This is a genomic window from Thermosynechococcus sp. (genome assembly GCF_025999095.1).
Lineage (GTDB): Bacteria > Cyanobacteriota > Cyanobacteriia > Thermosynechococcales > Thermosynechococcaceae > Thermosynechococcus.
In genome coordinates, this window is sequence record NZ_AP024678.1 from 1,679,157 (window position 1) to 1,705,390 (window position 26,234).

A 26,234-nucleotide genomic window follows, 5' to 3' on the forward strand; every position below is an offset into this window, starting at 1 on the left:
ATGGATAACCTATGACCCTCGATGCCGCCGACCTGGATGCAATTACCCAAGAAGCACGCCATTGCTTCCTCTACGAGGATGCCCCGGAGTATCTACTGCTCCTCGAACAATGGGCAGAGCAAGTGGCCACCGATCCCGAGCGGCACTGTACGGCTGAGGATTACAACAGGCTGATGCGGGCAGCGCATTCCCTCAAAGGGGGGGCTGGGATTGCCCAACTCAGTGAGCTACAGGCCTTGAGCCATCGCCTAGAGGATGTTCTGGAAGCCCTCAAAGAGGGCCGCCTGGGCGATCGCCCCCGTGCCCATCATCTTCTGGTTCAAGGCATTGAGCAGGCCCAAGAACTCTTGGCCGCCGCCAAACAGAATCATTCCTTAACACCAACGCCCCACTATCAAGCCCTTCTTGCAGCCCTCACGGAACTCCTCGGCGCCGTCTCAGCCACACCCTCGCCCTCCACTGCCGCTCCCCCCGATCTACGTACCGCCTTGACACAAACCCTTGAGGAGTCCCTGCAGATCCTAGAGGCGAGTGCCACGGATGCAGAGCGGGAGACGGCCTTGGCTCACCTGATTGCCACGGCCCACACCCTAGGGAAACAGTACGCCCTGCCTTGGTTGCAGCAACTGGCCGCCGAATTACCGAAGTTGGCAGCGGATTTGCCCCTTGGGGAATTAGTGCCCGCCATTGTCGCTGAGTGTCGTCAATTGCAGCAGGCAGAACTGGTCAAGTTACTGCCGCCTGAAGCGACCCCTACCCCGCCTGCGGCCACAACTCCCCCCCAAGACAGCTATCTGCGCATTCCCGTTAGTCGGCTGGATCGCCTCGGTAACACTGTCAGCGAATTGCTCATTGGCCAAGAACGCCTCACCCTCTATCAACAGCAGTTCTTGCGGGCCAATCGCGAACTTAAGCACCGCCTTGAGCAATTTCGCCCCATTCGCGATCAGGTACAGACTTTTTACGATCGCTTGGCCACCCCCCTGGGCGGTCGCGGTCGGCCAACGAATGGCCACAATGACTTTAACGGCCACAATGACTTTGATGCCCTGCAATTTGACCGCTACACAGAACTGCACACCGCCCTCCAGGATTTTCAAGAATTGCTGGTGCGGATTCAGGAGACAGGCGCCGATATTGATCTGCTCAACCGCGATCTCCAAGAAGCCCTTGATCTCAACCGCCAGCACTTAAATAGTCTCTACGCTGAACTGACGAATTCCCGCTTGCTGCCCTTTCGCCAACTGGCAGCAAAGTTTGTGACCGCTGTGCAAGCCTTAGGCGATCGCCACCATAAACCGGTTCAACTGGTGATCGAGGGGGGCGATACCCTTGTAGATCAAGTGATTTTGCAGCAACTCAAGGCCCCCCTGACCCATCTGGTGCGCAACGCCTTTGACCACGGTCTTGAGCCGCCCGAACAGCGGCAACAACTGGGCAAGTCCCCGCGGGGAACCATTTGGCTACGGGCGCAACTGCGGGGGAATGCCGTGGAAATTCAGGTGGCCGATGATGGTCGGGGAATTGATCTGCAACGGGTGAGTCAAAAAGCGGTGGAACTGCAGCTTTGCTCTGCCGAAAAAGTTCCTCACCTGAGCCGCGAGCAGATTTTGGAATTTCTCTTTGTACCGGGGTTTTCAACCGCCAAGCAGGTGAGTGATCTCTCTGGTCGGGGGGTAGGACTGGATGTGGTGCGTGAGCAAGTGCGGCGATTGCGGGGGCGTCTGCAGATTACCACTGAACCCCAGCAGGGAACGACCTTCAGCCTCACCCTCCCCTTGACCCTGAGTCTGCTGCCCATGGTACTGTGTCAAGTCGGGGAGCTAACCTTGGCCATCCCAGATTTGAGTATCCGCGAAGTCATTGCCCTCAAGGAATACACAGATATTCGCCACCCCAGCCCCACCATTGATTGGCAAGGACAATCCATTCCCCTGTGCCCACTGCATCAATTGCTGCCCTATCAGCGTCCCCTGAGTGCGCCAACGCAGCCCCTTGGTGTGGGTGTGGTTGTGGATGTGGCTGGTCAGGCGGTGGCCTTGGCGGTGAACTATCTCATTGCCGAGCGGGAGTTAGTGGTCAAGCCCTTTGATCAAACGGTACCCGTGCCCCCCTACGTCATGGGTTGCACGGTTCTGGGAAGCGGGGAAGTGGTGCCGGTTCTGGCTCCCGATAATTTTACGGTGCTGCTGAGGCCAAGGGCGGTACCGGCCTCGCCGATCATGGCAAGGCCCCAGCAGCGCACCATTCCCCAAGTGCTCATTGTCGATGACTCCATTACCGTGCGACGGCTCCTGGATCGTGTGCTGCGGCAGGCGGGCTACGATGTGGTGCAATGCCGCGATGGCAAGGAAGCCTTGGATTTCCTCCTTGGTCAAGGGGATCAAGTCTCCCTTGTGATCACAGATGTCGAGATGCCCCGCCTCGATGGCTATGGCTTGCTAGAGGCAATTCGTCTTTCGGCGCGTTTACGCCATTTACCCGTTGCAATATTAACCTCCCGGGGGGGGGGATACCCACCGCCAAAAAGCCTTTCAACTGGGTGCCAATGGCTACATTACCAAGCCCTTTCAACCCCAAGGGTTGCTGCAAACGGTAACCCAACTGCTCGCTGGTCGTGATGCTGCTGTGGCGACTTTCAGCCACTAAAGCTATCAGAGTGCATTGCCGCGAAAATTTTTATGAAACATGGCGATCGCCAGATTGCGTGGACATCCTTGCTAGGATCGGGGTGACTTGCGCTGGAGAGAGCAACCATGCCTGCCCAGGTGGAAGAAAAATCAATTGTGCCGACGGTCATTGTGGGAGTGGGTGGCACAGGCATCGAGGTGCTATCGCGGGTGCGGCGACTGGTGGAGGAAACCTACGGCAGCCTGAAACAGTTTCCTGTGATTAGCTTCCTTGCCATTGATACCGATCGCGACTACAAAGTAAGCAACCCCCTCGCCGCTGGCTCTCCCCTCAAGGACAACGAAAAGCACTGGGCCAGTGTCAGTGGCAAAAATGTGCAGCAAATCATTCAAAACCTCGACAACTACCCCTGGATTGCCTCTTGGTTTCCCAAGGAACTGGAGCGCAACATTACTGCCCTAGAGGCAGGGGCAGGTCAAATCCGTGCCTGTGGTCGTTTTGCCTTCTTTTGCAACTACCATGCGATTCAACAAAAGTTCCAAGCGGCCAGCGATCGCGTCAAAGGTCACGAAAGTTTTATGCAAAGCCGCTACGGCCTCAGGGTCAACAATAGTAGCCTCAATGTCTTTGTTACAGGTTCCCTCTCTGGGGGTACGGGTAGCGGGATGCTCATTGACCTCGGCTATTGTGTCCGTCACTGGCTGAAGGGGCAGTCGAGTCCCCTGGTGACCGCAATTGTCCCTATGCCCAATGCCTTTGCTGCCATTAGTGTGGGCGATCGCGTCCTTGCCAATGGCTATGCCACCCTCATGGAACTCAGTTACTTTTCCGACTACCGCACTGAGTACCTTGCCCAATTTAGCAGTAGCCTGGCTGATGAAGTGCGTTACAACTGCCCTCCCTTTGACTTTACCTACCTCGTGGGCACCAAAAATGGCGAGAGCGAATTCAAGCTCGATGAGATCCGCGAGATGATTGCTCAAAATATCTTTTTGGATCTCACCTCGGACTTTGCTCCCCACAAACGCTCTATTCGGGACAACATTAAGGCGGCTTGGGCGTCTCAGGATGCCGGCGGGCGTGGCTACCCCAAAAATTTCATGGCCTTTGGCCTCGCTAGTATTGAAATTCCCATTGCCCAAATTCGCGCCTCCTTGACCTATCGCCTCTGTCAAGACTTTATTCACTGGTGGCTGAATGAATCGGTGCAATTGCCGCCACAACTGTTGGAGGTGACCCAAAGCCTCCTGAAGCCCATGAACTTGCTGGATATGGATTTGGTGCTGGCCTTGGCGGCAGCCGGCGATCGCCCCTATATGCAGGAAATCTCCCGCTGGGTCAACGATCTGCGCAATCAAATTAGCCGTGAAAACCTCCTTGAATGTACCCAACAGGGGTTAGGGGGTGTGATTGGTGCGGAAAGAGGCAAAATTTTGCAATTTGTGCCCTGGCTAACTGAACAGGTGGACAATTACCGAGCCGCCCACTTGCGCGAACTAAGCCCCGATGAGCGCCTCCACGGTGACTTTTTCCAGCGCATGTACGACAACCGCAATCAAATCATCCAGCAGGCTCGCCAAAGTCTTGAGGAGGAATTCTATCGCATTGTCGAAGATCGCAACCGCGGGCCGAAGTTTGCCCAGGCCTTTCTGCGGCAAATTCGCCAGATTTTTCTTAGTCAAAGGGAAAAGTACGACCGCGAGATCCAGAACACTTGGCAGCCCAACATCACCAATCGTCAGCGGCAATACGAAAATGCCCTCCAGGACATTAACCACTTCAGTACCCTGTTTGGCATCTCCAAGCAAGCAACAATGGAGGAATTTTGCCAGCAGGCCCTAGAAGGAATTGAGGGGAGTTTCAATGCCATTATTCAAGCCAAAGCGCGGGTGCTTGCCAAGGAGGTGATGGCCAAACTGGAGGAGTGGCTACAAGGGATGGAGGCACGCCTTGCCAAGCTGCACCAGCGGCTCCTCAGCTTACGCGATGGCTTCAAGGCAATGGCCGACAGCCAAGCCGACAGTGCCGATGCCCTGCGCATTAACGGTGTGAAGCTCTATGATCGCCAAGAACTCAACGGCCTCTATCAAGACCTCGTCGAGCGCTATGCCGGTGCCAATACAGGGGTAGAGTCCACATTTACCATTGGCCTCAATCAACTCTGTACCACAACAGCGACAACGGTGTTGCAGGAGGCGAGTCCCCTGTGGAAGGAAACCCGCGCTGCCAATGAGGTGATGCGTCTATTGGATGTGGCGCAACTGGCGGATGCCCAAGAAAGTGACCTGGCTGAGATTATCCAGGAAACGGTACGGCGCACCGTGCAAAATGCTCCGGAAGAAAGCCGCCTTGTGCGGGATCTCACCGCCGGCGATCGCCTGTTGCAGTTCTATCGCAACGACGAAGCCGAAATCCTCAGTGTCCTGCGCCTCGCCTACCAAAAGTCTAAGCCCCTGCTACTCCTCTCCCAGGCGGTGATGAGTGGGCGCGATGCCGGCTTTACCCCCTCGGTAAATACGAATATTGCCATTGTGGGGGGTGAAAATACCGCCGATTTGGCTGCCAAAAAACTCATTCCCCTCCTCAAGAACCTCGTCAAACCCAATGGCCAGAGCATTACCAGTGATGACATTAAGCCCTTGGGGGAGCGCGAGCGGCACCGCATTGTTTTTGTCCAAGAGATGGGGGGCTTTTCATTGCGCTGTATTGAGGGCATGCCTGAACTGCGCCAGTCCTATCAAGATTGGCGCGGCCAAATGATTACCGCCAAGCGTGCCCGCCTGCGGGGAGAAAACCGCGACCTGCCGATTCCCGTACATTTGCAAAAGGATCCCCCCTTCTGGGATGTGTTTCCGGAAAACCCGCGAATTCTCAACCTCGTGGTCACTGCCCGCGCCCTCGGTGTCCTGAAACAGGCGGAAAATCGTGCCACCCGCGAAGCCACAATCCGCTACACCCGCCATACGGCTATTGGCCTTGAAGATGTGGACATTGCCGCCAACTGGGAGGAGGTGACTCAAGTCCTAGAGGTGCTGGCCTGTCGCCCCGACTTAGAGGAAATCCAGCACCAAGTCACCACCATCCTCAAAGGAGCGGAAACGCCCCCGCAAAAGCAAGCCCTCTACGAGCATTTACTTCATTACCTGAAGCAGCGCGAGGAGGAACTTCAGAAAGCGGGAGGACGCGACAGCCTTGAATACAAGCGGGAAGCGGCGATTCTGCAAGAGGTGATCCAAACCTATCAATTGGCTCAACGAACGTCAGCTCCTAGTCCGATGCCAACACCGCTGCCCCAACCCGAACCAACACCTGAAACCACTGCTTCAGCAAGTTCCTCGGGGTTAGAGCAACTGCAACAACTGATGGCCATGTATCAGCAGGGTCTGCTCTCAGAGGCGGAGTTCCAAGCTGCGAAGAAAAAACTGCTGGGGCTTTAGAGGAGATCTCTGTAATTTCACGAAGAACTGTGGGAACACTTTAGGATAAAGACGAGTCCAAAATTGGAGCATTTCTATGTCTCCCTATCGTTCCAGCCTCCCTTGGTTCTATCGCTCGCTCCTTACCTGCAAAGGCCTGACCCTCATTGAACTGCTCGTCGTTGTCATTATTATCGCTATCTTGGGAGCGATCGCCCTCCCCTCGATGTTGAATCAGGCCATTAAAGCCCGTGAGTCCCAAGCCAAATCCAATATCGGTGCAGTTAACCGTGCCCAACAGGCCTACCGCTTAGCAAATCCAACCTTCACCGACGACCTAGCAAGTTTACAAATCGGCTTTAGTGATACACCCGACTATGAGTATCAAATCAGCCATGCCGACAGTGACTATGCTCAATTCCAAGCCACCCCTGAGCGAGCAGAATTAAAGGCATTTACAGGTTGCACCTACGCTACGTATACAACATTGACCACAACCCAAATTTTAGAAGCTGCTCCCTCTGGTTCAAGCACAGCATCACCACCGGCCTGTCCCGATCCCACTCCCTGAAGTGTCTGATTCTTCTTCATCTAAATGTTCTGCCGCTGCCTTGTAAAGGGTGAGGACATGGTGATCTAGTAACTGATAAAAGATATGACGTCCTTGGCGGCGAAAACGCACCAGTCGCAGCGCCTTCAGCATCCGCAATTGGTGGGAGACAGCGGATTCGCTCATTTCTAGAGCCACGGCGATATCCCTGACACAAAACTCCCCCTGGGCCAGCAGGTCCACAATTCGCAATCGATTCGTGTCGGCCAGTAGACCAAAAAACTGCGCCATCCGCTGGGCTTTTTCCGTAGAGAGCAAGCGATCGCTCACCTGCGCTAAAGCCTCTGGATGATGAGGATCAAGAGTATTCATATCTTCATCATAGGCGCTGGTTGGGCAATAACCAATTGACATATGAACAGTTGTTCAGATATATTGAAGTAGAGGTGGAAAACAACCTCACTAATCTTGGCCATTTGGAGGAAAAGCCATGACGACCGTTACCCAAATGAAATGCGCCTGTCCCCACTGCCTGTGCATTGTCTCCCTCAGCGATGCAATCATGGTTGACGGCAAACCCTACTGCTCTGAAGTCTGTGCCAATGGCACCTGCAAAGAGAGTAACGGCTGTGGTCACACAGGTTGTGGCTGTGGCTCTGCTTAGAAGTTACAATCTGTAACAGTGGATAATGACGAGGCGATCGCCCCATCCACGCTATACAATCAAGAGGTGGAGATTGTCCTCGTCATTTCTTATTAGTTGCGATCCAGTGTGGCAGACCTCCCATCTATTTCCTTGATTACAGCCACCTATAACGCTGCCGACCACCTGTCAGACCTGATATGGACTTGATGATTAAGGTTGTTGCAATCGCAGCATTTCGGCCTGGATACGTTGGCTAAAGGCGCCATCTTGCTGTGCTCGCAGTGTAATCGCATTGAATTGCTCTAGGGACATATTATATTTTCTCAGCACCTGCATTGCCTCCCGCCCATAGTTGGCACAAATGGTCTCCAATCCCCTGGGCATATTTTGGGGATTCATGCCAAAGCAAGAGTTGCGGGGCACTTGACCTTGGAAAGCTGCCTGAGCTTGGCGATAGTATTTTTGGCGAATCGGTTCAATTTCGAGAACTACACGGGCATAGGTCGTGATCTCCCACGGAGCAATCACATCTGTGCGCGGGGAAGTCTGAGCCAAGGAATAAGGTGAAGGCACAGGCACCGGCAGCAGACCGGCACTACACAGAGCAAGGGGCAACCACTTCCAGGACATTGACCACCACACACAACGCGTCCGACTACACTCTACTTGGAATCCCGCGAACTGCTTCAAGTTCCCCAACGCCGGCAAGCAGCAGCCATTAAAAACCGTTTTGGCCAAGATTGAAGGCACAGTAGGTAAATTTACTAGACTTTACAGAAAAGTTACATTCTTTGAAGTTTGCTCATCCAGCCCCTCCAGCAATCAACCACTGCGGTATCCTAAATCTCGGTATTTCTCTCCAGACTGCCCTTATTGTCGTAGCTTAGGGGCTTCCTGAGTTGGCGGCAGGGCATCCACCTGTCATCCTGATCGTTTTAGGAGCGGTTATTACATGGCTCACACTGTCAAAATCTACGATACCTGCATTGGCTGCACCCAGTGTGTGCGGGCCTGCCCCACCGATGTGCTGGAAATGGTGCCTTGGGATGGTTGCAAAGCTGGCCAAATTGCCTCCTCCCCGCGCACGGAAGATTGCGTTGGCTGCAAACGTTGTGAAACCGCCTGCCCTACTGACTTTTTGAGTATTCGTGTCTATTTGGGTGCAGAAACCACCCGCAGCATGGGTCTAGCCTACTAGTTCCCTATTTCTGTGAAGCTGGTCTTAAATACTTGACTGGGCTTGAGGCAGCATTCGAATGTCTCAAGTCTTTTATTTGTGCTTTTCTTATATATTGGCTGGGCTTATCCCTAAGTGCCACCAGTTGAAGTGCCACCAGTTGGCTGCTTAGGGTTGGTCCTCATGGCTGAGGCGGTTTTGCAGGTCATCCACCGCTTCATTGATCTGGGCAATTTTGGCCTCCAGCTCCAGGCGCATTGCCTCCATCAGAGGCTCGTCATTCCCTTGGAGGGGAGCTGACCGCTGATCTTTGATCCGTGGGCTCTTGTCGGTAGCTGCTGCCGCAAGTCTGTCCTTGAGTAGGAGCGTGACCAGAGAGCCAGTAATGCCACCAAAGAGGGCACCCACCAGAAACCCCCAGCCAAAACCATTGCCACGATTCTCCATAAGCCTGCATTGCCCAACAAGACAGCTACCCCAACTGTAGCAGACGGCAAATCGCTTCCCCATAGCTAGGGCAACCCTGTCCTGAGGCAAAAAATTTTTTGAGGGGGGGTGTTAAGTTTGGGGCAATGGCTGGGTATGTTAACCGTAGAGACAAGATTGTTGACCTAAGGAGTCTCAAGACTATGAAAACCGAACTGAAAGCTAAATTCCTCCAGCACCTGCTGGCCAAGAAAAAAGCCAACGAAGGCTTCACTCTGATTGAACTGCTTGTGGTGGTCATCATCATTGGTATTCTGGCAGCTATTGCCCTGCCCTCTATGCTCAACCAAGCATCTAAAGCTCGGCTGTCCAGCGCCAAGAATGCGATTGGTGCCATCAACCGTGCTCAGCAAGCCTACCGTCTGGAGAACACAGAATTCGCTCCTGATGTAACAACTTTGAAGCTCGGGGTCTCGACACCTGATGGGTATACAACTCCTACGATTAATGCTAATGCTGGTAACTGGGCGACTGCTAAGACAACAGCGAATGATCCTCAAGGGACGGGTGTAACGGGTTGTGTAACGGTTGCAAATGGTGTTACAACTTCTACGATCGTAACGGGCAATTCTAACAGTGCTCCTAAGTGCTCCTAGGAGTAAGTTGATTGTCCGCTTAAGCCCTTAAAAATTAGAACAAGGTTGACCCTATTTAGTCATACCAAAAAGAAGCCAAGATGCAGGAGTCTTGGCTTTTTTATTGGAAAATAATTGCTGTAGGTAACCATTTCCTCATAATTAGCCCCCTCGGTTCCGATGCGCCTTCTCTTTATTGATGGGATTGGTTGGCAGTACACCCTCAATACACCCTACAAAGCTCCCCTAGGAGGGTCACAGTCAGCACTCTGTTATTTAGCAGAGCAGTTGCAACAGCGGGGGCACGAGGTTTGGCTCTTTAACAACACGCGGCACATTGAATGTATCCGCCACGTTCCCCATCTACCGCTGGCTTGGCTGACGCTGCCATTTCTTGAGCAACTAAAACCTGATATAGCCATTATTTTGAATAGTACCCTTGGGGCCAACCAGCTTCGTTTAGTCTTGCCACCTCAGACTCCCTTATTATTGTGGGCACACCACGCTGCCGATCAACCTGACGTTGAATCTTTGCGCTCCCCTGAACATCAAGAGGTTTATGAACGGATTGTTTTAATTAGTCAGTGGCAGCAGGAGCAATATATCCAGGCATTCAAGATCCCTGCTGCGAAAACCGCTGTACTGCGTAATGCCATTGCCCCTTGCTTTGAAAACCTTTTTGATTCTACAGAGTCTATTCTCAAGGCAAAGGCACAACCCTGGACGCTGGCCTATACGAGTACCCCCTTTCGCGGCTTGAATTTGCTCCTTGACCTCATGCCCGCCCTACAAGTCAGCCATCCCTCCGTTCGTCTCAATGTCTATTCCAGTATGAAGGTCTATCAAGCCAGTGAGTCTGAGGATCAACAGCGGTATGGCAACCTTTACCAACGCTGCCATGATTTGGCTAATGTCAACTATGTGGGTTCCCTACTGCAGCCTGAACTGGCTCAAGCCCTCAAATCCACAGCCATTTGGGCCTATACCAATATATTTCCAGAAACCTCCTGCATTGCCGCCATGGAAGCCATGGCCAGTGGCTGCTACCTGATCACCAGTGAACTGGGTGCCCTTCCTGAAACAACCGCCGGTTTTGCCGACTTGATTCCCATTCCCCAGGAGAATTATCTGGCCGACTATAGCCGCCTGCTCAATCGGGCAATTCAACGGTTCAATGATCCTCAAGCCCATGCCGCCCTTGAGGCGCATCTTCGCGCTCAAGTGGACTACATCAATCACCACTGCACATGGTCAGTTCGTGCCCGCGAATGGGAAGCATTTCTAGAACAGGTGTTAACAGAGTCCGTGCCGATGCTGGTCAACTGGCAGCACAGACTTTGCGATTACCTTGAGCAGCAACGATATGAGGATCTACTAGCTGCCTGCGAGACCTTGAGTAAGCAGTTTCCTGGGGAGCATGGCTGGGTTGCCTATCAGGGCGCCACCTACATTTTCCAGGGCCAAGAGTCAGAGGCGCAACTTCTGTGGTCAGTGTATCTCAGTAACTTTACTGAAGAAGAGCAAGCAGAGATAACTGCAACATGGGCAGCGATCCTATTGGAGCTCGCAAATTTGCCCCGCAATACCTTGGAACTGCGATTTGCTCTCACAAGCTACGCCTACGAATTTAGCCCTAACCTCAAGATAGGACTGAAATTACTGAACCTCTCACTTCAGTTAAAATTAGGGACACAGGACATCACTCAATTGTTACATCAGCTGACTGCTTTATTGCCCCCTAATGGAGGTTTAGAGGAAATAAACCCTGAGGATGTTGTCAATACAGTGCAGCACTTGGTGGGTTACAGCAGTGAGCTAGAGGGGTTACCTGAGTTTATCAAAGCGCTAGGCCAATATCCATCCATACAACCATCTCTAGAGAGGGTACTCTTTGAACTGCTCAACAACGACCCCGCACGCCTAGCTTCTACATTGGCTGAACCTTTCCTCAAAATTGCTAGAGAAAAATGGGGGCTGTATGAATTTCTCTGCCGTGCCTGTGCTCAAAGTAAGTTACATGAGTTGGCACTTGACTGTGCGAACAGGCTTTTTGACTATTCACTCAATCCTTTGGGCGAAGACTTGAGCCTGATATCTAAATTGCACGTAATGCAGACGTTCAAGTATAACCTCAATTATTCTGAAGAGGTTATGGCTCTTTGTGAGAGATGGCTCAAGAATGCCGATCGCTGTAATCAGTTTCTTGCTGAAAATATCAACAATCAACAGAGTGATTTTGGCAGTGTATTTTATGTTATCTCTTCCTACTTTCATCTAACACATCAGTTTGATGCTCCCGCAATTATCAAACCAATCTATAATAAACGCAACCGAATATTTTATGATAATGCTCACTCGTTTCTGCCTGTCCAGAATAGATATAGGAATTGCCAGCCAGCTATCAATACTGCCACAAAAACCTCCTCTCCTCAAAAAATGAAGGTAGGATTTATCAGTAGTTGTTTTCATGAACATCCTGCTGGCCATCAAATGCGTTCCTTTATTCGCCTTTACAATCGCCAGCGGTTTGAATTTTATGCTTACAATCCATGGTCTGCTGCCAGTAAGCAAGATCAACTTTCCTATTGGTTTCAGGCAAGCTTTGATCACTTCTACCACGGTGAAATGAAAGCCACTGAGATAGCTGAGCAAATTTATGAAGATAAAATTGATCTTCTCATTGACTTAGATAGTTGTACGAGCGACATCACGTACCAAGTTCTCACACTTAAACCAGCACCCGTTCAGGCGACATGGATAGGCTTTGATGCCGTTGGCTTGCCAGCAGTGGATTACTTTATTGTTGACCCCTACATTCTCCCTGAAGGAGCGCAAGCATGGTACACAGAAACGCTGTGGCGACTGCCTGAGTGCTATCTTTCCCTCGATGGCTATGAGGTAGCCAATAAAACTGGCATTCGCGATCAATTAGGACTGAGTGCTGATGCAGTGGTCTTTCTGTGTGCCCAGCGCCCTAGCAAAATTCAACCGGAAATTCTCAAGCTGCAATTTGCCATTGTTGGGGCCGTCCCCAATGGGGTGTTGGTTGTCAAATACCACCGTGGTAGCCCCATCTTTGAGGAGTGGTGCCGTAGTGTTGCTGAAGCTGAGGGGTTTGATTTAGATAAACTCTATTTCTTAACGTCGAACTTACCAGAGATTCACCGTGCCAATCTCTATGACGTGGATGTGGTGCTGGATACCTACCCCTATGCGGGTGGAGCAATGAGTCTAGAGGCACTGTGGATGGAGGTGCCAATAGTGACCAAGGTCGGCCAGCAGTTTGTCTCCCGCCACACCTATACCTTTCTAAAAAATTTGGGCATTGAGGAGGGGATTGCCTTTAGCGATGAGGAGTATGTGAATTGGGGAATTCGCTTTGGAACCGAACCCGAACTACGGCAACGGGTCAGTTGGAAGCTGCGGCAAGCTAAGCGCCATGCGCCCCTATGGAATCCCCAGCGGTTTAGTCGCGAGATGGAAAAGGCGCTGGCGGCAATGGTACATCGTTATCGCACAGGGGAGTTAATCGTGCCGCCAGGACATCAGGTGGGGGCTTAGCTCAGGTTATGGGGTGTGTTTAATGTTCTCTATAAAGCTCAATGTCTATAAGTATTTTAGATACCTTGGGAGTCTAAAATTACGAAAACGATACAAAAAGGGACTTGAATGGGCCCATCAAGGCTGAGCTTTTCCCCTAGTATCTAAATTGGAGCGTGATGGCTCCCTGCCTTTTCCATACACGAGAGGACAAGATTCATGGCAACCTACAAAGTAACGCTAGTGCGTCCTGATGGAAGCGAAACAACAATTGACGTGCCCGAAGATGAGTACATTCTGGATGTGGCCGAAGAGCAAGGCCTAGACCTGCCCTTCTCCTGCCGTGCTGGTGCTTGCTCCACCTGTGCCGGTAAGCTTCTGGAGGGAGAAGTGGATCAGTCGGATCAGTCCTTTTTGGATGATGACCAAATTGAGAAGGGCTTTGTGCTCACCTGTGTGGCCTATCCCCGTTCTGACTGCAAAATCCTCACCAACCAAGAGGAAGAACTTTACTAAGGCGAATTTGTACAATTTATATTGTTTTTATATTATTGGGGCGATTGTTGTGGGGCATCGCCCCTTTATTTTGGGGCTGGAGTCCTTAAGATGGAAGTAGTAATTGGTGCCCGCTGATGGTTTCTGACTTGCCCCCCACTGGTGATTTGCTGATTCGTCCCTTGGCCTATCGGGATGTGGAGGTGGTGGAACAGTGGCTGCGCCATCAAGGGGTACATGAGCAACCCTTTGGTCTACCGTCCTTGGCGGGTGGACCGATGACCTCACCACTGCATTTACTGCAGTGGCTCATGGGGATGAGCAAGCAGCGCATTTATGTTGCGGAGCAGGACAACCAAGTGCTAGGCGTTGTGCAGGTGGCTCCCTTTAATGAAAGTCGCACCACATGGCAGATACAGCAATTGTCTGCCCAAGCGTTTACGGAGGTGGGGACACAGCTTTTGCGCCACTGTTTTAGTACCCTTGTCGAAGCCCGTACGTGGATAGTGGAAATCAATATTGACTACCGCGAGGCACTAGACCTGTATCGCCAAAATGGCTTTCAACCCTTGGCGCATCTCACCTACTGGCAAATTTCAGCGGATCAGTTGGCAGAACTGGCCCAGGGCACGCCTTGCTTGCCTAATCTGCTAAAGGTCACCAATGCGGATGCACGGTTGCTCCATGAGTTGGATACAATGTCGATGCCGGCACTGGTGCGCCAAGTTTTTAATCGCCACTATCGCGATTTTCAAACGAGTCTTTTGGATTGGCTACACCACAGTTTGACCAGTTGGTCGCAACAGGTACAAGTGCATCGTGCTTACGTGTTTGAACCGCAGCGGAAGGTAGCGATCGCCTCCTACACCCTCCATACGACTCAAAATGGGCACACCCCCCACTGGCTAGACTTAACGGTGCATCCTGCCTATACAAATCTGTATCCGGGAGTACTGACCCATATTGCTCGCTTGGTGCAGGCCTATCCACCGGTACCGCTACTGCTGTCTTCGACGGATTACCAAGGGGAGCGAGAAGCTTACCTCGAAAGCTGGGCTAAGCCTATTCGTCGCAGTTTGATGATGTCGCGCTCGGTGTGGCACAAGGTGCGGGAGGTGCGATCGCCCCTGCCGGAAGGTCTGACCTTATCAGAAGTCCTCCAAGGGTTGCAAACCCACCGCCGTCCTCAACCCGGTCAGATTCATACCAAAGAGGGGGCACAGGCCTACTACCATAAGCATTCCTCCGAAAACACGTCGCCCCCAGAAGCCCAATCTTAATCTTGGGGGAGGGAAATTTCCGAAGTTGCAGTATAGCCTTGGAGCGCTTGCAGAAGGCGTTGGATTGCGGTTTCGTTGTCGAGGGCCAGCCGTTCAGGTTCAGGAGCAGCCAGACGCTGGGCGAGCTGCGGTATATTTTCGAGGGGTTGAGCGCAGGTCTTGCCCTTGATGGCCAGCGGTGTACTTTGGGGCAGCGGATTGAGGAAGCTAATTTGCTCGGGCAAGTAGAAGATGGGTTGCAGTTGCTCTAGGGGAAAGGTGCCGTAGCCTTGGGCATCCGCTGGATGGTGTTGCCAGTAGTCCAGGAGGGTCTGGCGATCGCAAAAACCGAGCATCTGTGCCAGCCGGCGATCGCGATTCAAGCCAACAGCAACCGCCAAATCGGCATTAATCACCCCCAAAAATGTGGGGCAATGAATCCGCAGGGCCTCTCCCTGCTCCACAGGATAGATAGATAACTGCACCCCTTCTAAGTTGAGATCCGCAATGTCCACAAGGTCAAGCACCTCTGGCCGCTCACACCAAGTCGTACTCAAGGCTAGATCATCAGGCAGGTCCTCAAGCTCATCCCGCTTGCTGGGAACACCCTCATTTTCCCACCAGTCTATGAACGCATAAAGCGCCACCAAATAGGGCAGAACTTGCCGTTGCCGACTGGGACGACACCCCTGAAGCACCGCATGGGCGGCATCCAATGACAGGGAACGAATGGGAACAGTCGGTGCCAAAAAGGAAGTCATAGCCGTCGTCATCCAAACGAAGTACGAAAAAGCGAGGCTGCCTAGGGAAGATAGTAAATGTCGTTACGCTCGCACCACTGGGCAAGCTGGGCTTCTATTTGCTCATCAATTTGTTTTGCGGTGCACAGACCACGGGCATAGTCAGAGTGAATTTCACGGCGGGCTTGCCGTCGTTGGTGGGGGCTGGGAATGGATTGGGTTTCATACCATCGCCTCATCCATTGGGGAATTTGCGGATCTTGAAAGAATTTACGGTAGAGCCACAGGCGATATTCACGACCGAGGCAGCGAGAAATCGTGGGCTGGCTCACAAAGAGTTCACGGGCAATTTCTGCTTGAGTACGGCGACGCTCACACCAATCCCTGACCCATGTCGGCGTCTGCGGATCATTGAGAAACTCCACCATACACTCCACCCCTTGGCCATTGCTGGTTGGCAGTGTGCGGCTATCGGGATAGTTGTCAATCCACTCTTGGTTACTGTCGGTAGAGCAAATGTTGAGGGAGCGGGTGGACTGAACATACCGTCCGAGGATCCGTCGCACCTGCTGATGAACATCCCGCGTATATTCAATTGTCCAACCCAAAAGTTGGGCAATGTGCTGCCGCAAACGTGTCGTTGAAGCGCGGATGCGAGGATCCGTAATCTCCGTTTGCACAACTGTAATCAACTGAGCGCAGGCTTTGGGATCAATCCCCCGCTGTACCTCAGGGGGCGCTGCTTGATAACGATCTTGAAAGACCTGCAGGGCGCGGTTGTCATAGAAGAGCAGTTCATCCGCCTCACGCTTAAGCAGTTTGCGTTTTTCATCCGCCAGTTTATTGCTGATGACCGTGCGCACCCAGGCTTCAAAGGTGGGACGACCATGGCCAGTGGCATCAAAGGGCTTGAGGGGGTCAAAGGATTTCATTGCCTCCCAAAGCCAGCCCGTGAGGTTACTTTGGCATAGTTCGGGATCAGAGCTACCCAGACAGACGGTACGCAGCAGATCGCGGTACTCGTGACGAAACTGGGGGGATAGGAGAACCGTTGCGCCGAGTTCTTGGCGTAGGCACTGAATAAAAAAGGCAAGGAAACACTCGGCCTCCGTGAGTTTGGGCACTGGATTACAGTTGGCTAGAACAGGGCGACTAAAGGCAAGCACCAGTTGCTTGAGGGACTGGTTGTACTGAGCACGATTGAGGCGATCGTACTCATCTTGAATCACCGTGGTGGGAATTTGCAGTAACCGTAGCACCGTTTTTTGCACAGCCTGCTGTTGCAGTTGATCGCGGCTGAGGTGCTGGAGGCAGCGAGGAAACAGACGAAAATAGGCTTCCACTAAGCGTTGGAGATATCCCCCCCGCTGGCTGAGATGGGGATCAATGTTGCGCTCGAGGATGGCTCGCAGGGCTTGAGAGAGGGGCTTCATCACAGCGGGCGATCGCTCCCCGGCCAAATAGCGGGACCGCGCTGCCTGCAATAACTGCGGCAGTTGCGCCACCTCCAGATCAGGACTGCGGGTCGAGGGACTCATCCGAAATCGGCAACATGAAATGGTTACTGAACATAGTAGCGGTTTTTGCCGAGACCCCTGGGGGAATCCTCAGCATCCCTTAAAACAACTCTTCTTCACGGGAGAGGGGAGTTTTCATCTCCTCAGGAATCACGGTTCCCAGTTGTGCTGGTAGGCGGGCGATCGCCTGCTGCACAAAGGAGCGAATAAATTCATCGCGGCGATTGAGTTGAAACTGCCGTTGCACCACTTCACCGATGCCCCCATCCCCCCAGTCTTGGTTGTGGCGAAAATACTCAATAAAACTTTTACCCGCAATGCGAGTGAGGTAGGCGGCCGTAATCCCTTGAACGGCTTTGCCAACGACTAGCCCCCCGACACTTAACTGCAGAGCCGTTCCCACCAGATTCATCGCACCTTTGACAATGCCAAGACTAGCAAGGGTTTTGCCTAAGGAAAGGGCTAACTCGCGGGCGCGATCGCGATTCAAGTCACAGCCATAGACCTTGCCAATCTCCATCACCATTTGCGCATTCACAGCGGCAGCCGCCAGCAGATCTACGCCGGGAATCGGCGTGACACAGACGACACCTGCACCAATCCACTGGTAGCGCTCCACCACCTTATCCGCTTGGCGGCGCCGTTGCTGATCAATGATTTTGCGGGCTTGCTCCCCTAGGCGCTGAGACTGCAAGAGGATATTGTCTGCCACAAGGTCATCCCCTTCCTGGCGGAGAATGGCACTCATCCGCCGAATCAGGGGCCAAATATGGGGTTCGGGTTCTAACCACTCTCCTGTATCGAGCTGGATCGGTTGAGGACAAGCGGCAACGCCTACCACATCTTGGGGCGGAATCAACCCCTTAACGCGCTGCCGCAGATGGCGCAGCAGAGCCAGTTGATCAGCCTCGCAGCGCAGGTCAATTTTATTGAGCACCAACAGCGATCGCTTCCCCATTTCCACCAAGTTGACCAGGGGGGTATATTCCGACTGCCGCAAGTCGTCGTCCAAGACAAAAAGGAGTAGGTCTGCTTCGGCAGCAAGTTGGCGGGCTAATTGCTCACGGTAGGTACCAGCGACCCCTGCTTCCAAAATGCCGGGGGTGTCGGTAATGAGAATTTCCCGCTCAGTATTCGGTAACCAAAAACGATAGGTTTGGCCGACGGCAGTCGTACCCATTGTGGGGGCCACTTCCCCCACCATCTCCCCCAGCAACGCATTAACCAGGGAGGTTTTACCGGCCGAGCCGGTGCCAAAAACAACAATGCGCAATTCGGGGCGACAAAAGTCCTCCTCTAGCTGCCGTGCCCTTGCCAACAGTGCTTGCCGGGCCACCTCATCCTCAATTTGCCTCAGTTGCTGCCGTAGGGCTTTGAGGTTTTCAGCGGCAGCCGCCGCCCTATCAAGGGGGGCTTGGGGTACAGCGGGGGCAGACTTGTGCCTACCCTTGCTTTCAAGGAGATATAGATAGCGAAAGAACGTATAGAGCAGTCCCCCCAACAGGCCAATGAAAATCAACACCAAGAGATTGGCCAAAAAGGGCGCCGTAAAGGCCACCTGCACATAGAGCCACGTCAGTGCCGAGATCAGCCAGAGGATGAGCACCAGAATGGCGCTGAATCCCAAAAGTGGCCAAAACCAACGTCTGGGGGTCATGGCAAGTATTTCATCAGAGGCTGCACGAAGGGCAATTTCAGCGATTGCCGCCGCCATAGGCGCACCATTAGCCCCAAGTTCACCAGAAAGTAGGCCGATCCCCAGAGACTGTTCAGCAATAGCAGCAGGCCATGGTGCAGAGACTGGACTTCACTCACGCTGGCAAGCCCATTCAGCAGACCATAGCCCAACAGCCAACTAAGACCAATCACAAGGGCAAGGCGACTCACTTGGCGCGTCTGGCGATCGCTCCCCCGGCGACTTAATTGCCACAGTGCCGGAATCATGCCAAAAATGGGCAGCAAATAGACAAAGAACCACAATCGCTGCACTGTCGGGTTGGTAAAGGCTTCCCGATCCACGGGGTCGAGCGGTTCCATCCAATACTCCGCTATGCCTACTGTTATCTACTCTAAAAAAGATTGAGGCTTAGCTTCCTTGATTCCTAATATATCCTCGATTGCAAAACTTCCCCAGGGATGCCGACCCATCTTTAGACATAGAGGATCGCTCCATTGCTAGACTGAAGATTGGCTTGTTTGCGGCAGTGCCCGCGATCGCCAGTGTTGCATTGTGACTCGATTGTTATTAGGGAAGCTGCGTTTATGTCAGTGATTCAGGAGCTACACCGTCAACTCGTTCGCAAAGAACGCTCCGCCACTGAAATCACCCAGGCCTATCTGGATCGCATTGCCCAGGTGGAGCCAAGGCTCCATAGCTTTTTGACGGTAACGCGCGATCGCGCCCTTGCCCAAGCTGCCGAGGTGGATAAACGCCTTGCTGCCGGTGAAGAGATTGGTTTGCTCACAGGGATTCCCCTGGCCATCAAGGATAACCTTTGCACCTACGGCGTTCGCACCACCTGTGCTTCTAAGATGCTGGAGCACTTTGTACCCCCCTACGAATCCACCGTAACCGAAAAATTGCAGGCCGCTGGCGCGATTATAGTGGGCAAAACCAACCTTGATGAATTTGCCATGGGCAGCTCCACGGAAAACTCTGCCTTTGGTTTCACGGCCAACCCCTGGAACCCGCAGCGGGTTTCTGGCGGCTCCTCAGGGGGATCCGCTGCAGCCGTTGCTGCCGGGGAATGTGCCGCTGCCCTGGGCTCCGATACGGGTGGGTCCATTCGTCAACCCGCCGCGTTCTGCGGAGTAGTGGGCCTCAAGCCCACCTATGGTTTGGTGTCCCGCTATGGTCTGGTTGCCTATGCCTCCTCCCTCGATCAAGTGGGTCCCTTAGCGCCGACGGTGACTGATGCGGCTATTCTCTTGGGGGCGATCGCCGGCCACGATCCCAGGGATGCCACCAGTCTCAGGGTGCCGATTCCCGACTACACCCAAGCCCTCAAACCCGATCTCAAAGGCATGCGCATTGGCCTTATTCAAGAAACCGTGGATGAAGGCGTGCAACCGGAGGTGAAGTCCGCCCTTGAGACCGCCCTAAAAACCCTAGAGGAATTGGGGGCAACAATTGTTGAACTCTCCTGTCCCCGCTTTGCCTACGGCCTGCCCACCTACTACATCATTGCCCCTTCAGAAGCCTCGGCGAACTTAGCCCGCTATGATGGCGTCAACTTTGGTTTCCGGGCTGAAGGGGCCCGCGATCTGCTGGAGATGTACATGCAAACCCGCGCCCAAGGCTTTGGCCCCGAAGTAAAGCGACGGATCATGATTGGCACCTATGCCCTGTCTGCCGGCTACTACGATGCCTACTACCTACGAGCCCAAAAAGTACGCACCCTGATCAAAGAAGACTTTGCCCGTGCCTTTGAACAGGTGGATGTCTTGGTTTGCCCCACCGCTCCCACCACTGCCTTTAAGGCAGGGGAGAAAACCACCGACCCCCTAAGTATGTACCTGTCAGACTTGATGACTATCCCTGTAAACCTCGCGGGCTTACCCGGCCTGAGCCTCCCCTGTGGCTTTGATAGGGAAGGACTGCCCATTGGTCTGCAATTGATTGGCAACGTCCTAAAGGAAGAGACCCTATTTCACGTTGCCTATGCCTATGAACAGGCCACCCCTTGGCATCAGCAGCAGCCGCAGCTCTAGGCGCGAATCCACCAGCAGATAGCGCTTCCCCGATGGAAGTGGCTTTGCTGTGGACCAACGTCATCAAAAACCCGGTGGCGCTTCCAAACAGTCGCCAGTGAGCTAGGCTAGAAGAAAGACATTTCCCTCAGCCGGGATATAAATTTTATCTGAGAACAACAAATTAGAATTTGTTAGCGGTTGTTGACGCGAGCGATCGCCAGCACTGAATTCTGGAAAACTTTATCCCTTTCCGGTGGGCGATTTCTGTTAGAAAGGCTACAATCAATAAGGTTTTAGTTAAAATTACTCAAAAGATTCCTGCACAGTCTCAACCGCTCGCTACTGCCTGCTCCCTGACCCCGTGGGTCACACAGGAACTTCTTCAAGATGATCCAGCGGTAGAGATTCTGAGGATGTGGAATCTAGAGCTTATTCCCCCGTCCAACCGCTTTCCTTAGCTGCATTCCATGATTGAAATGTGGCTGACGATCCTAGCGTCACCGAAGGCAACGGTTGCCGACAACACACCGACACCACATATTTAGGGAGATTTTACGAGGACAACGGCATGACCCAAGCAAATGTACTTGACGTTTACGACCCCACAACAGCCCCCCTTGAAGATGAGGTGGCTCTGCTCAGTGACTATGGGCTTGAGACCGTAGAGATTGAGGAAGAAGAGAGCGAAGACTTTGAGGAGGTCAGCGATGATCTCGACGACAAGCCTACAAAAGGTCGTGCCAGCCGACGACGGACCCAAGTCAAGAAGAAACATTACACCGAGGACTCGATTCGCCTCTATTTGCAAGAAATTGGCCGCATTCGTCTGTTGCGTGCCGATGAGGAAATTGAACTGGCTCGTAAAATTGCCGACCTCCTAGAAATGGAGCGGGTGCGCGATCGCCTATGCCAAGAACTGGGCTGTACGCCTGAAGAACTAGAGCGCAATCCTGAACCCTGGGCCAAAGAACTGGGGATGACGGTGCCGGCATTTCGCCATCGTCTTTTTGTCGGTCGCAAGGCCAAGGAAAAGATGGTGCAGTCCAACCTGCGACTGGTGGTGTCAATCGCCAAAAAATACATGAACCGGGGGCTATCCTTTCAGGACTTGATTCAAGAGGGCAGCCTAGGGCTCATCCGCGCTGCTGAGAAATTTGATCACGAAAAGGGCTATAAATTTTCCACCTACGCGACATGGTGGATTCGCCAAGCCATTACCCGCGCCATTGCCGATCAATCCCGCACCATTCGTCTGCCTGTGCACCTGTACGAAACCATTTCACGGATTAAGAAAACCACCAAACTCCTCTCCCAGGAAATGGGGCGCAAACCTACCGAAGAGGAAATTGCCGATCGCATGGAAATGACCATTGAAAAACTGCGCTTCATTGCCAAATCGGCCCAACTCCCCATCTCCCTAGAAACCCCCATCGGTAAAGAAGAGGATTCCCGTCTCGGGGACTTTATTGAATCCGACGGTGAAACGCCTGAAGATCAAGTGTCGAAGCACCTGCTACGCGAAGATTTAGAAACGGTATTGTGCACCCTTAGCCCCCGCGAGCGGGATGTGCTAAAACTGCGGTATGGCTTGGACGATGGTCGCATGAAAACCTTAGAGGAAATTGGTCAACTCTTTAACGTAACCCGTGAGCGCATTCGCCAAATTGAGGCCAAGGCCCTGCGGAAGCTGCGCCATCCCAACCGCAACAGTGTCCTCAAGGAATACATTCGCTAAGGAGTCGTTTATGTTGCGTCCCCTCATTGCCCTGACCGTTGGTCTGTCTGCCACCCTGGTGGCAATGCCGCAAGCCAGCCGTGCTCAATCCTGCGCTTACGCCAAAGGGTTCAGTCAAAGTCTGAGCAATACTGCGTTCTTCGATAGCAGCAAGCTACCGATCGCCCTTGGACTGGGTGTGGGTGCGATTACAGCAGGGGCAGTGGGGGTGACCCTCTGGCAACGGCGGCCGCAAACTGATGCCCGGACCTCTGCTTCTGGTGCTGCCTCTTTAGAACTGCCGGTGGTCTTACCAGAGTCTGACGGTGCAGAGCGTTGCCAAGATGTAACACCGATTGTGTAGTCAGGGATTGCAACCAATCAAATGATCGCCCCTGGGCGGGGCAATCAGGAGGCTCCTTAGCTGTTGCTGCGTGGCACAGTCGGGAGCCTCCTTTTCTTTACCACTACTGGAATTAAAACCATCGGTATCCGCTCAACTGTTGTTCTAACGTGAGAGCATCCCTGGGCAGGTGCTTAACTATCTGTCGGTGCATTGATTGCTAAAAAAACGGATCAATCAAGTCACTGCATCTAAAGACTGCTATCACGCTTAACTTCTTAATGTTGATTTAAACAGCGCTTTATTGCTTCTTTAACGCCAACCAATATTCTTACTTCAGAATAAACAACAGTCCCGTGCTGCGGACTTAGTGGTGGAGGAGTGAATATGCATTCTTGGCGGAGGCTTTTAGGGAGCTGCTTACTTGGCTTAGGTGTGATTTTCGGATTCAGCGATGTAGCCATTAGTCAATCCGCAGCAACTGAGATTTTAGGGCCTCGAATTCAGCCCCGTGGAACTATTCGTTTCAACAGTGAAGGGGCTGGCTTTGACAATTTCCTTAGTGCAGAGACATTTATTCCTCTCTTTCAAAAACCAGGTGCTAGTCTTGGTTTTTTTGAAGGTAAACTCTTCATACCCACATCCAATACAGCCCTAGCTTACAACCTGACCCTGGGCTACCGAGCGTTGATAGCCAATCAAACATTTTCTGTGGGGGGCTACTTATCCTATGACTTTCGCAACACAGGAAACGCTGGCTTTGACCAGCTGGGGGTAGGTTTAGAGCTCTTGGGCAATGTTGATGTTCGGATCAACGGTTACATTCCCCTAGGAAATCGGCAAGTTCTCCTTAATCAAGCAGTCGGAGCAGTTGGCACTATTCAAAATAACCAGATTCTCCTCAATCGCAATCGCCTTTTCCAAGAAGCGCTTACGGGCTTTGACATGGAAGTGGGTACCCCTTTGGTTCCAATAGGTCAAGATTATCTGCGGGGCTACGCAGGCTTGTACTACTACAGTGGCGAGAGGATTGCTGACTTTGTTGGCGTCCGTGCACGTTTATCTGTGCGCCCCATTGAATACCTCAGCTTAAGTGCAACTGTTCAAAATGATGAGCGCTTTGGTACCCAGGCTTGGTTTGGAATTGGATTATCTTTTCCGGGGGTGGCTGGCAATCGTCGCCGTGCTCCTGAGCGGGGGCAAAACATTGCAGTCCGCCTAGGCGAGTCCCCGGAGCGTATCAGCTTTATTACTGTTGATAACGAAGGGGTGCAGGATCAAGTTGCGGCAATTAATCCTGCCACCGGTCAGCCCTATCGAGTTTTTGCAGTTGATACTGGGGCGGGTAGTGCTGCTCGGATTAATGATTTACCGCTTGCTCAAAATGACATTGTCTTGGTTGGTGTTAATGATAGAGATGGCAATACTGCTGGTCAAGGTGCAATTAATCTTCTAGATGGAGTTCAACTCCTTTCTACAACTGTGGATCGGCAACTGCCAAGTCCACTGGGAACGATTACCATTCCAGCACTCACGCCGAGTACCCAAAGGCCTATCATCGCTACCACTATTACTTTAGCTAGGAACAATACCATTGATGGTTTCAATATTCAACCGCCCGCTGGCCAACCTGCAATCATTGGTAATAACATCAATCCAGCTCGTATTATTAACAATCAAATTACAACAATCAATGCAGCTGGAATTGATATAACAACTGCTCAATCTCCTATTGTGCGTGGTAACACGGTTACAATTACGAGTACAACTGTGCCTGCCTTTAACCGCCGTGGGATTAGCATAACTGAAAGTACTGACGCTGTGATTGAAAATAACATTGTTAATGGTGCCATTGGCGAGGGAATTGGTCTAGATAATGCCCTTGGGAATGTGATAATTCGTGGTAACACCGTGGCCAATATTGGTCAGACACCAACAGATACCAATCTCGAAGCAGGTATCTTCATTCGCAATAATCGAGGTAACGCCAATATTACGATTGAGGGTAACGTTACTGAAAACAACCTGACGCCCACCAATCGTGTGGATGGCATTGAGTTCAATCTTTGTCGAGGAAATAGCTTCAACGTCCTTGACCGCTTCACTGACAATCAGTTTGCGAATTGCACCGCTCCCGCAAGTGCAACGGTTACCGTGCGGAACAATCAGATTCGTAATATTGGCACGGGTACTGATGGCAGCGATGGTATTGACTTCAATATTGGAGATGGCGCTAACCTCACAGCTATCTTAGAGGGTAACGTTGTAAACAGTATTTCTGATGCAGGCATAACCTTTGACATTGTAAGCAGTGCTACCCCAATTGCAAGTCCCACCGCAAACATCACAATTCGCAATAATCAGATAAGCAACATTCTCAATGATGATGCGATTACTCTAGAGTCAAATAGCGCGGGACAAGTGGTGTTGAACATTGAGAATAATGTTATGAGTGGTATTGGCGGTGGTAATGATGGCATTGACATTGAGTTCACCACGATTGCTGCTAGTCCAACACCAGCACGGGTGAGAATTGTTGGGAATGACCTGTCTAATGTCAGCGATCGCGGGATAGAGATTGACACCACTAACAATGCTGCCTTGCAACTTGAAGTCAGCAATAACCGTATCCAAACAACCGCTGGCGGTGAAGCAATGCGACTGCGGGCTCAGAACACTTCTCGTCTCAATGCCACTGTCAACAACAACACCCTCACTCAAGGAAACCCTGCTACACGGAGCTTGGAACTGCGGGCTGATAACAATGCAACACTGTGTGCGAACGTATTTGGCAATATCCAAACAAGTGGTGCCGGTTTCCGATTATTGCAGGGTGGCACTTCCAGTTTACGTATTGTGAATTCTCTTAATTTAGGCCCGAACAACGGTGGTGTGACGATTACTACAACAGGGACAGTAACGAATATCACAGCTGCCACATTCAATGCTGCACCCCCTGGCGGTTGTACATTCCCCTAGCGCTCGGCGGGGTCTGGATATTCAGTGAAATTGGGCAAATTCCACTGCCAGCACTGTTCTAGCCAATCGACGAGGGTGTCGCGGGAAGCAGAGAATTGCCGCACCACTGACCAGACTTGCAATGCGACTAAAGGGGAGTTGACCTCAACAGTCAAAGGTTGATAGGGGAGACACTCACAGGGCACCTCTAGCTCAGTTAGCCGCTGATAAATTGGCCAACGCAATTGCCACTGAACTGCAATAACCTTGGGGTTTATAGACATTCAATAAATACTCCTTTATTGAAAATGCAGTGATGGATAGTTTAAAATTGACCTATTAAAGTTGCAGCTTTCCTCTGAGTCTTGGGTATAGCTATGCCTACATCAGTTATTCCTCCTCTAGAGCTGTTTTGAGGGCGGATTAACAGGACTCCCTTTTGTAAAAAGGACTGTAACTGGATTGCTTCACTATTCTGTCCGCAAAGGAGTATC

The 26,234-nt window shown here is 52.2% G+C and carries 21 protein-coding genes; 13 read left to right on the forward strand and 8 right to left on the reverse strand.

Annotation, left to right across the window (positions count from 1 at the left end; all coding sequences use genetic code 11):
* Positions 1 to 11 precede the first annotated feature (11 nt).
* The 3 genes from Q0W94_RS08270 (at position 12) to Q0W94_RS08280 (ending at position 6,618) form a co-directional block, all read left to right on the forward strand.
* Positions 12 to 2,621: a hybrid sensor histidine kinase/response regulator gene (locus Q0W94_RS08270; RefSeq protein ID WP_297757688.1), complete on the forward strand. Its 2,610-nt coding sequence runs from the start codon at positions 12 to 14 to the stop codon at positions 2,619 to 2,621.
* Positions 2,622 to 2,756: 135 nt separating this feature from the next.
* On the forward strand, positions 2,757 to 6,068 hold the full coding sequence (locus Q0W94_RS08275; RefSeq protein ID WP_297757690.1) for a tubulin-like doman-containing protein: 3,312 nt from the start codon (positions 2,757 to 2,759) through the stop codon (positions 6,066 to 6,068).
* A 76-nt stretch (positions 6,069 to 6,144) separates the two neighbouring features.
* Complete coding sequence (locus Q0W94_RS08280; RefSeq protein WP_297757692.1) at positions 6,145 to 6,618, forward strand: type IV pilin-like G/H family protein; 474 nt, start codon at positions 6,145 to 6,147, stop codon at positions 6,616 to 6,618.
* Here the strand turns inward: Q0W94_RS08280 and Q0W94_RS08285 are convergent.
* Entirely contained in the window at positions 6,586 to 6,969 is a 384-nt protein-coding gene (locus Q0W94_RS08285; RefSeq protein ID WP_297757694.1) for a helix-turn-helix transcriptional regulator, read from the reverse strand. The genes Q0W94_RS08280 and Q0W94_RS08285 overlap by 33 nt on opposite strands.
* 118 nt (positions 6,970 to 7,087) lie before the next feature.
* Between Q0W94_RS08285 and Q0W94_RS08290 the strand changes: the two genes are divergently transcribed.
* Positions 7,088 to 7,261, forward strand: a complete 174-nt coding sequence (locus Q0W94_RS08290; protein ID WP_297757696.1) for a metallothionein — start codon at positions 7,088 to 7,090, stop codon at positions 7,259 to 7,261.
* A gap of 192 nt (positions 7,262 to 7,453) precedes the next feature.
* Here the strand turns inward: Q0W94_RS08290 and Q0W94_RS08295 are convergent, their stop codons facing one another.
* Positions 7,454 to 7,873, reverse strand: coding sequence for a DUF4168 domain-containing protein (locus tag Q0W94_RS08295; protein WP_297757698.1), 420 nt, complete (start codon positions 7,871 to 7,873; stop codon positions 7,454 to 7,456).
* Between the two features lie 322 nt (positions 7,874 to 8,195).
* Between Q0W94_RS08295 and psaC the strand changes: the two genes are divergently transcribed.
* Positions 8,196 to 8,441: a photosystem I iron-sulfur center protein PsaC gene (psaC, locus tag Q0W94_RS08300; RefSeq protein ID WP_011056855.1), complete on the forward strand. Its 246-nt coding sequence runs from the start codon at positions 8,196 to 8,198 to the stop codon at positions 8,439 to 8,441.
* A gap of 147 nt (positions 8,442 to 8,588) precedes the next feature.
* Here psaC and Q0W94_RS08305 read toward each other — a convergent pair whose 3' ends face one another.
* Entirely contained in the window at positions 8,589 to 8,867 is a 279-nt protein-coding gene (locus Q0W94_RS08305; RefSeq protein WP_297757701.1) for a hypothetical protein, read from the reverse strand.
* Positions 8,868 to 9,049: 182 nt separating this feature from the next.
* Here Q0W94_RS08305 and Q0W94_RS08310 point away from each other — a divergent pair, with 182 nt between their 5' ends.
* The 4 genes from Q0W94_RS08310 to Q0W94_RS08325 all read left to right on the forward strand — a co-directional run bounded on the left by Q0W94_RS08310 (position 9,050) and on the right by Q0W94_RS08325 (position 14,796).
* Complete coding sequence (locus tag Q0W94_RS08310) at positions 9,050 to 9,502, forward strand: type IV pilin protein (RefSeq protein ID WP_297757703.1); 453 nt, start codon at positions 9,050 to 9,052, stop codon at positions 9,500 to 9,502.
* A 159-nt stretch (positions 9,503 to 9,661) separates the two neighbouring features.
* Positions 9,662 to 13,042 (forward strand): glycosyltransferase, encoded by a 3,381-nt coding sequence (locus Q0W94_RS08315; RefSeq protein ID WP_297757705.1) that lies wholly within the window; start codon positions 9,662 to 9,664, stop codon positions 13,040 to 13,042.
* 198 nt (positions 13,043 to 13,240) lie between these two features.
* Positions 13,241 to 13,537: a ferredoxin PetF1 gene (gene petF1 / locus Q0W94_RS08320; RefSeq protein WP_011056851.1), complete on the forward strand. Its 297-nt coding sequence runs from the start codon at positions 13,241 to 13,243 to the stop codon at positions 13,535 to 13,537.
* A gap of 116 nt (positions 13,538 to 13,653) precedes the next feature.
* Positions 13,654 to 14,796, forward strand: a complete 1,143-nt coding sequence (locus Q0W94_RS08325; RefSeq protein ID WP_297757707.1) for a GNAT family N-acetyltransferase — start codon at positions 13,654 to 13,656, stop codon at positions 14,794 to 14,796.
* Here the strand turns inward: Q0W94_RS08325 and Q0W94_RS08330 are convergent.
* The 4 genes from Q0W94_RS08330 to Q0W94_RS08345 form a co-directional block, all read right to left on the reverse strand.
* Positions 14,793 to 15,536 (reverse strand): hypothetical protein, encoded by a 744-nt coding sequence (locus Q0W94_RS08330; RefSeq protein WP_297757708.1) that lies wholly within the window; start codon positions 15,534 to 15,536, stop codon positions 14,793 to 14,795. The two genes, Q0W94_RS08325 and Q0W94_RS08330, sit on opposite strands and share 4 nt — an antisense overlap.
* 41 nt (positions 15,537 to 15,577) lie before the next feature.
* Positions 15,578 to 17,053 carry a hypothetical protein gene (locus tag Q0W94_RS08335; protein ID WP_297757709.1) on the reverse strand — a complete coding sequence of 492 codons (1,476 nt, stop codon included), beginning with the start codon at positions 17,051 to 17,053 and terminating at the stop codon, positions 15,578 to 15,580.
* Positions 17,054 to 17,132: 79 nt separating this feature from the next.
* Positions 17,133 to 18,689 (reverse strand): DUF697 domain-containing protein, encoded by a 1,557-nt coding sequence (locus tag Q0W94_RS08340; protein WP_297757711.1) that lies wholly within the window; start codon positions 18,687 to 18,689, stop codon positions 17,133 to 17,135.
* Positions 18,686 to 19,069, reverse strand: coding sequence for a hypothetical protein (locus tag Q0W94_RS08345; protein ID WP_297757714.1), 384 nt, complete (start codon positions 19,067 to 19,069; stop codon positions 18,686 to 18,688). Before Q0W94_RS08345 ends, Q0W94_RS08340 begins: the two co-directional genes overlap by 4 nt.
* A 225-nt stretch (positions 19,070 to 19,294) precedes the next feature.
* Here Q0W94_RS08345 and gatA point away from each other — a divergent pair, with 225 nt between their 5' ends.
* The 4 genes from gatA (at position 19,295) to Q0W94_RS08365 (ending at position 25,761) form a co-directional block, all read left to right on the forward strand.
* Complete coding sequence (gatA, locus tag Q0W94_RS08350; protein WP_297757717.1) at positions 19,295 to 20,743, forward strand: Asp-tRNA(Asn)/Glu-tRNA(Gln) amidotransferase subunit GatA; 1,449 nt, start codon at positions 19,295 to 19,297, stop codon at positions 20,741 to 20,743.
* A 550-nt stretch (positions 20,744 to 21,293) separates the two neighbouring features.
* Complete coding sequence (rpoD, locus tag Q0W94_RS08355) at positions 21,294 to 22,460, forward strand: RNA polymerase sigma factor RpoD (protein WP_297757720.1); 1,167 nt, start codon at positions 21,294 to 21,296, stop codon at positions 22,458 to 22,460.
* Between the two features lie 10 nt (positions 22,461 to 22,470).
* A complete protein-coding gene (locus Q0W94_RS08360) occupies positions 22,471 to 22,803 on the forward strand; it encodes a hypothetical protein (protein WP_297757722.1) in 333 nt (110 codons plus the stop codon).
* 366 nt (positions 22,804 to 23,169) lie between these two features.
* Positions 23,170 to 25,761 carry a right-handed parallel beta-helix repeat-containing protein gene (locus tag Q0W94_RS08365; protein WP_297757724.1) on the forward strand — a complete coding sequence of 864 codons (2,592 nt, stop codon included), beginning with the start codon at positions 23,170 to 23,172 and terminating at the stop codon, positions 25,759 to 25,761.
* Here Q0W94_RS08365 and Q0W94_RS08370 read toward each other — a convergent pair.
* A complete protein-coding gene (locus tag Q0W94_RS08370) occupies positions 25,758 to 26,024 on the reverse strand; it encodes an Asr1405/Asl0597 family protein (protein ID WP_297757726.1) in 267 nt (88 codons plus the stop codon). The genes Q0W94_RS08365 and Q0W94_RS08370 overlap by 4 nt on opposite strands.
* Positions 26,025 to 26,234: the final 210 nt, after the last annotated feature.

Coding starts and splice junctions, on each gene's coding strand:
- Q0W94_RS08285 (WP_297757694.1), bottom strand. CDS start 6,969: ATGAATACTCTTGATCCTCATCATCCAGAGGCTTTAGCGCAGGTGAGC.
- Q0W94_RS08360 (WP_297757722.1), top strand. CDS start 22,471: ATGTTGCGTCCCCTCATTGCCCTGACCGTTGGTCTGTCTGCCACCCTG.
- Q0W94_RS08275 (WP_297757690.1), top strand. CDS start 2,757: ATGCCTGCCCAGGTGGAAGAAAAATCAATTGTGCCGACGGTCATTGTG.
- psaC (WP_011056855.1), top strand. CDS start 8,196: ATGGCTCACACTGTCAAAATCTACGATACCTGCATTGGCTGCACCCAG.
- Q0W94_RS08330 (WP_297757708.1), bottom strand. CDS start 15,536: ATGACTTCCTTTTTGGCACCGACTGTTCCCATTCGTTCCCTGTCATTG.
- Q0W94_RS08280 (WP_297757692.1), top strand. CDS start 6,145: ATGTCTCCCTATCGTTCCAGCCTCCCTTGGTTCTATCGCTCGCTCCTT.
- Q0W94_RS08295 (WP_297757698.1), bottom strand. CDS start 7,873: ATGTCCTGGAAGTGGTTGCCCCTTGCTCTGTGTAGTGCCGGTCTGCTG.
- Q0W94_RS08335 (WP_297757709.1), bottom strand. CDS start 17,053: ATGAGTCCCTCGACCCGCAGTCCTGATCTGGAGGTGGCGCAACTGCCG.
- Q0W94_RS08325 (WP_297757707.1), top strand. CDS start 13,654: ATGGTTTCTGACTTGCCCCCCACTGGTGATTTGCTGATTCGTCCCTTG.
- rpoD (WP_297757720.1), top strand. CDS start 21,294: ATGACCCAAGCAAATGTACTTGACGTTTACGACCCCACAACAGCCCCC.
- Q0W94_RS08315 (WP_297757705.1), top strand. CDS start 9,662: ATGCGCCTTCTCTTTATTGATGGGATTGGTTGGCAGTACACCCTCAAT.
- Q0W94_RS08365 (WP_297757724.1), top strand. CDS start 23,170: ATGCATTCTTGGCGGAGGCTTTTAGGGAGCTGCTTACTTGGCTTAGGT.
- Q0W94_RS08310 (WP_297757703.1), top strand. CDS start 9,050: ATGAAAACCGAACTGAAAGCTAAATTCCTCCAGCACCTGCTGGCCAAG.
- Q0W94_RS08270 (WP_297757688.1), top strand. CDS start 12: ATGACCCTCGATGCCGCCGACCTGGATGCAATTACCCAAGAAGCACGC.
- Q0W94_RS08305 (WP_297757701.1), bottom strand. CDS start 8,867: ATGGAGAATCGTGGCAATGGTTTTGGCTGGGGGTTTCTGGTGGGTGCC.
- Q0W94_RS08340 (WP_297757711.1), bottom strand. CDS start 18,689: ATGACCCCCAGACGTTGGTTTTGGCCACTTTTGGGATTCAGCGCCATT.
- Q0W94_RS08370 (WP_297757726.1), bottom strand. CDS start 26,024: ATGTCTATAAACCCCAAGGTTATTGCAGTTCAGTGGCAATTGCGTTGG.
- petF1 (WP_011056851.1), top strand. CDS start 13,241: ATGGCAACCTACAAAGTAACGCTAGTGCGTCCTGATGGAAGCGAAACA.
- Q0W94_RS08290 (WP_297757696.1), top strand. CDS start 7,088: ATGACGACCGTTACCCAAATGAAATGCGCCTGTCCCCACTGCCTGTGC.
- gatA (WP_297757717.1), top strand. CDS start 19,295: ATGTCAGTGATTCAGGAGCTACACCGTCAACTCGTTCGCAAAGAACGC.
- Q0W94_RS08345 (WP_297757714.1), bottom strand. CDS start 19,069: ATGGAACCGCTCGACCCCGTGGATCGGGAAGCCTTTACCAACCCGACA.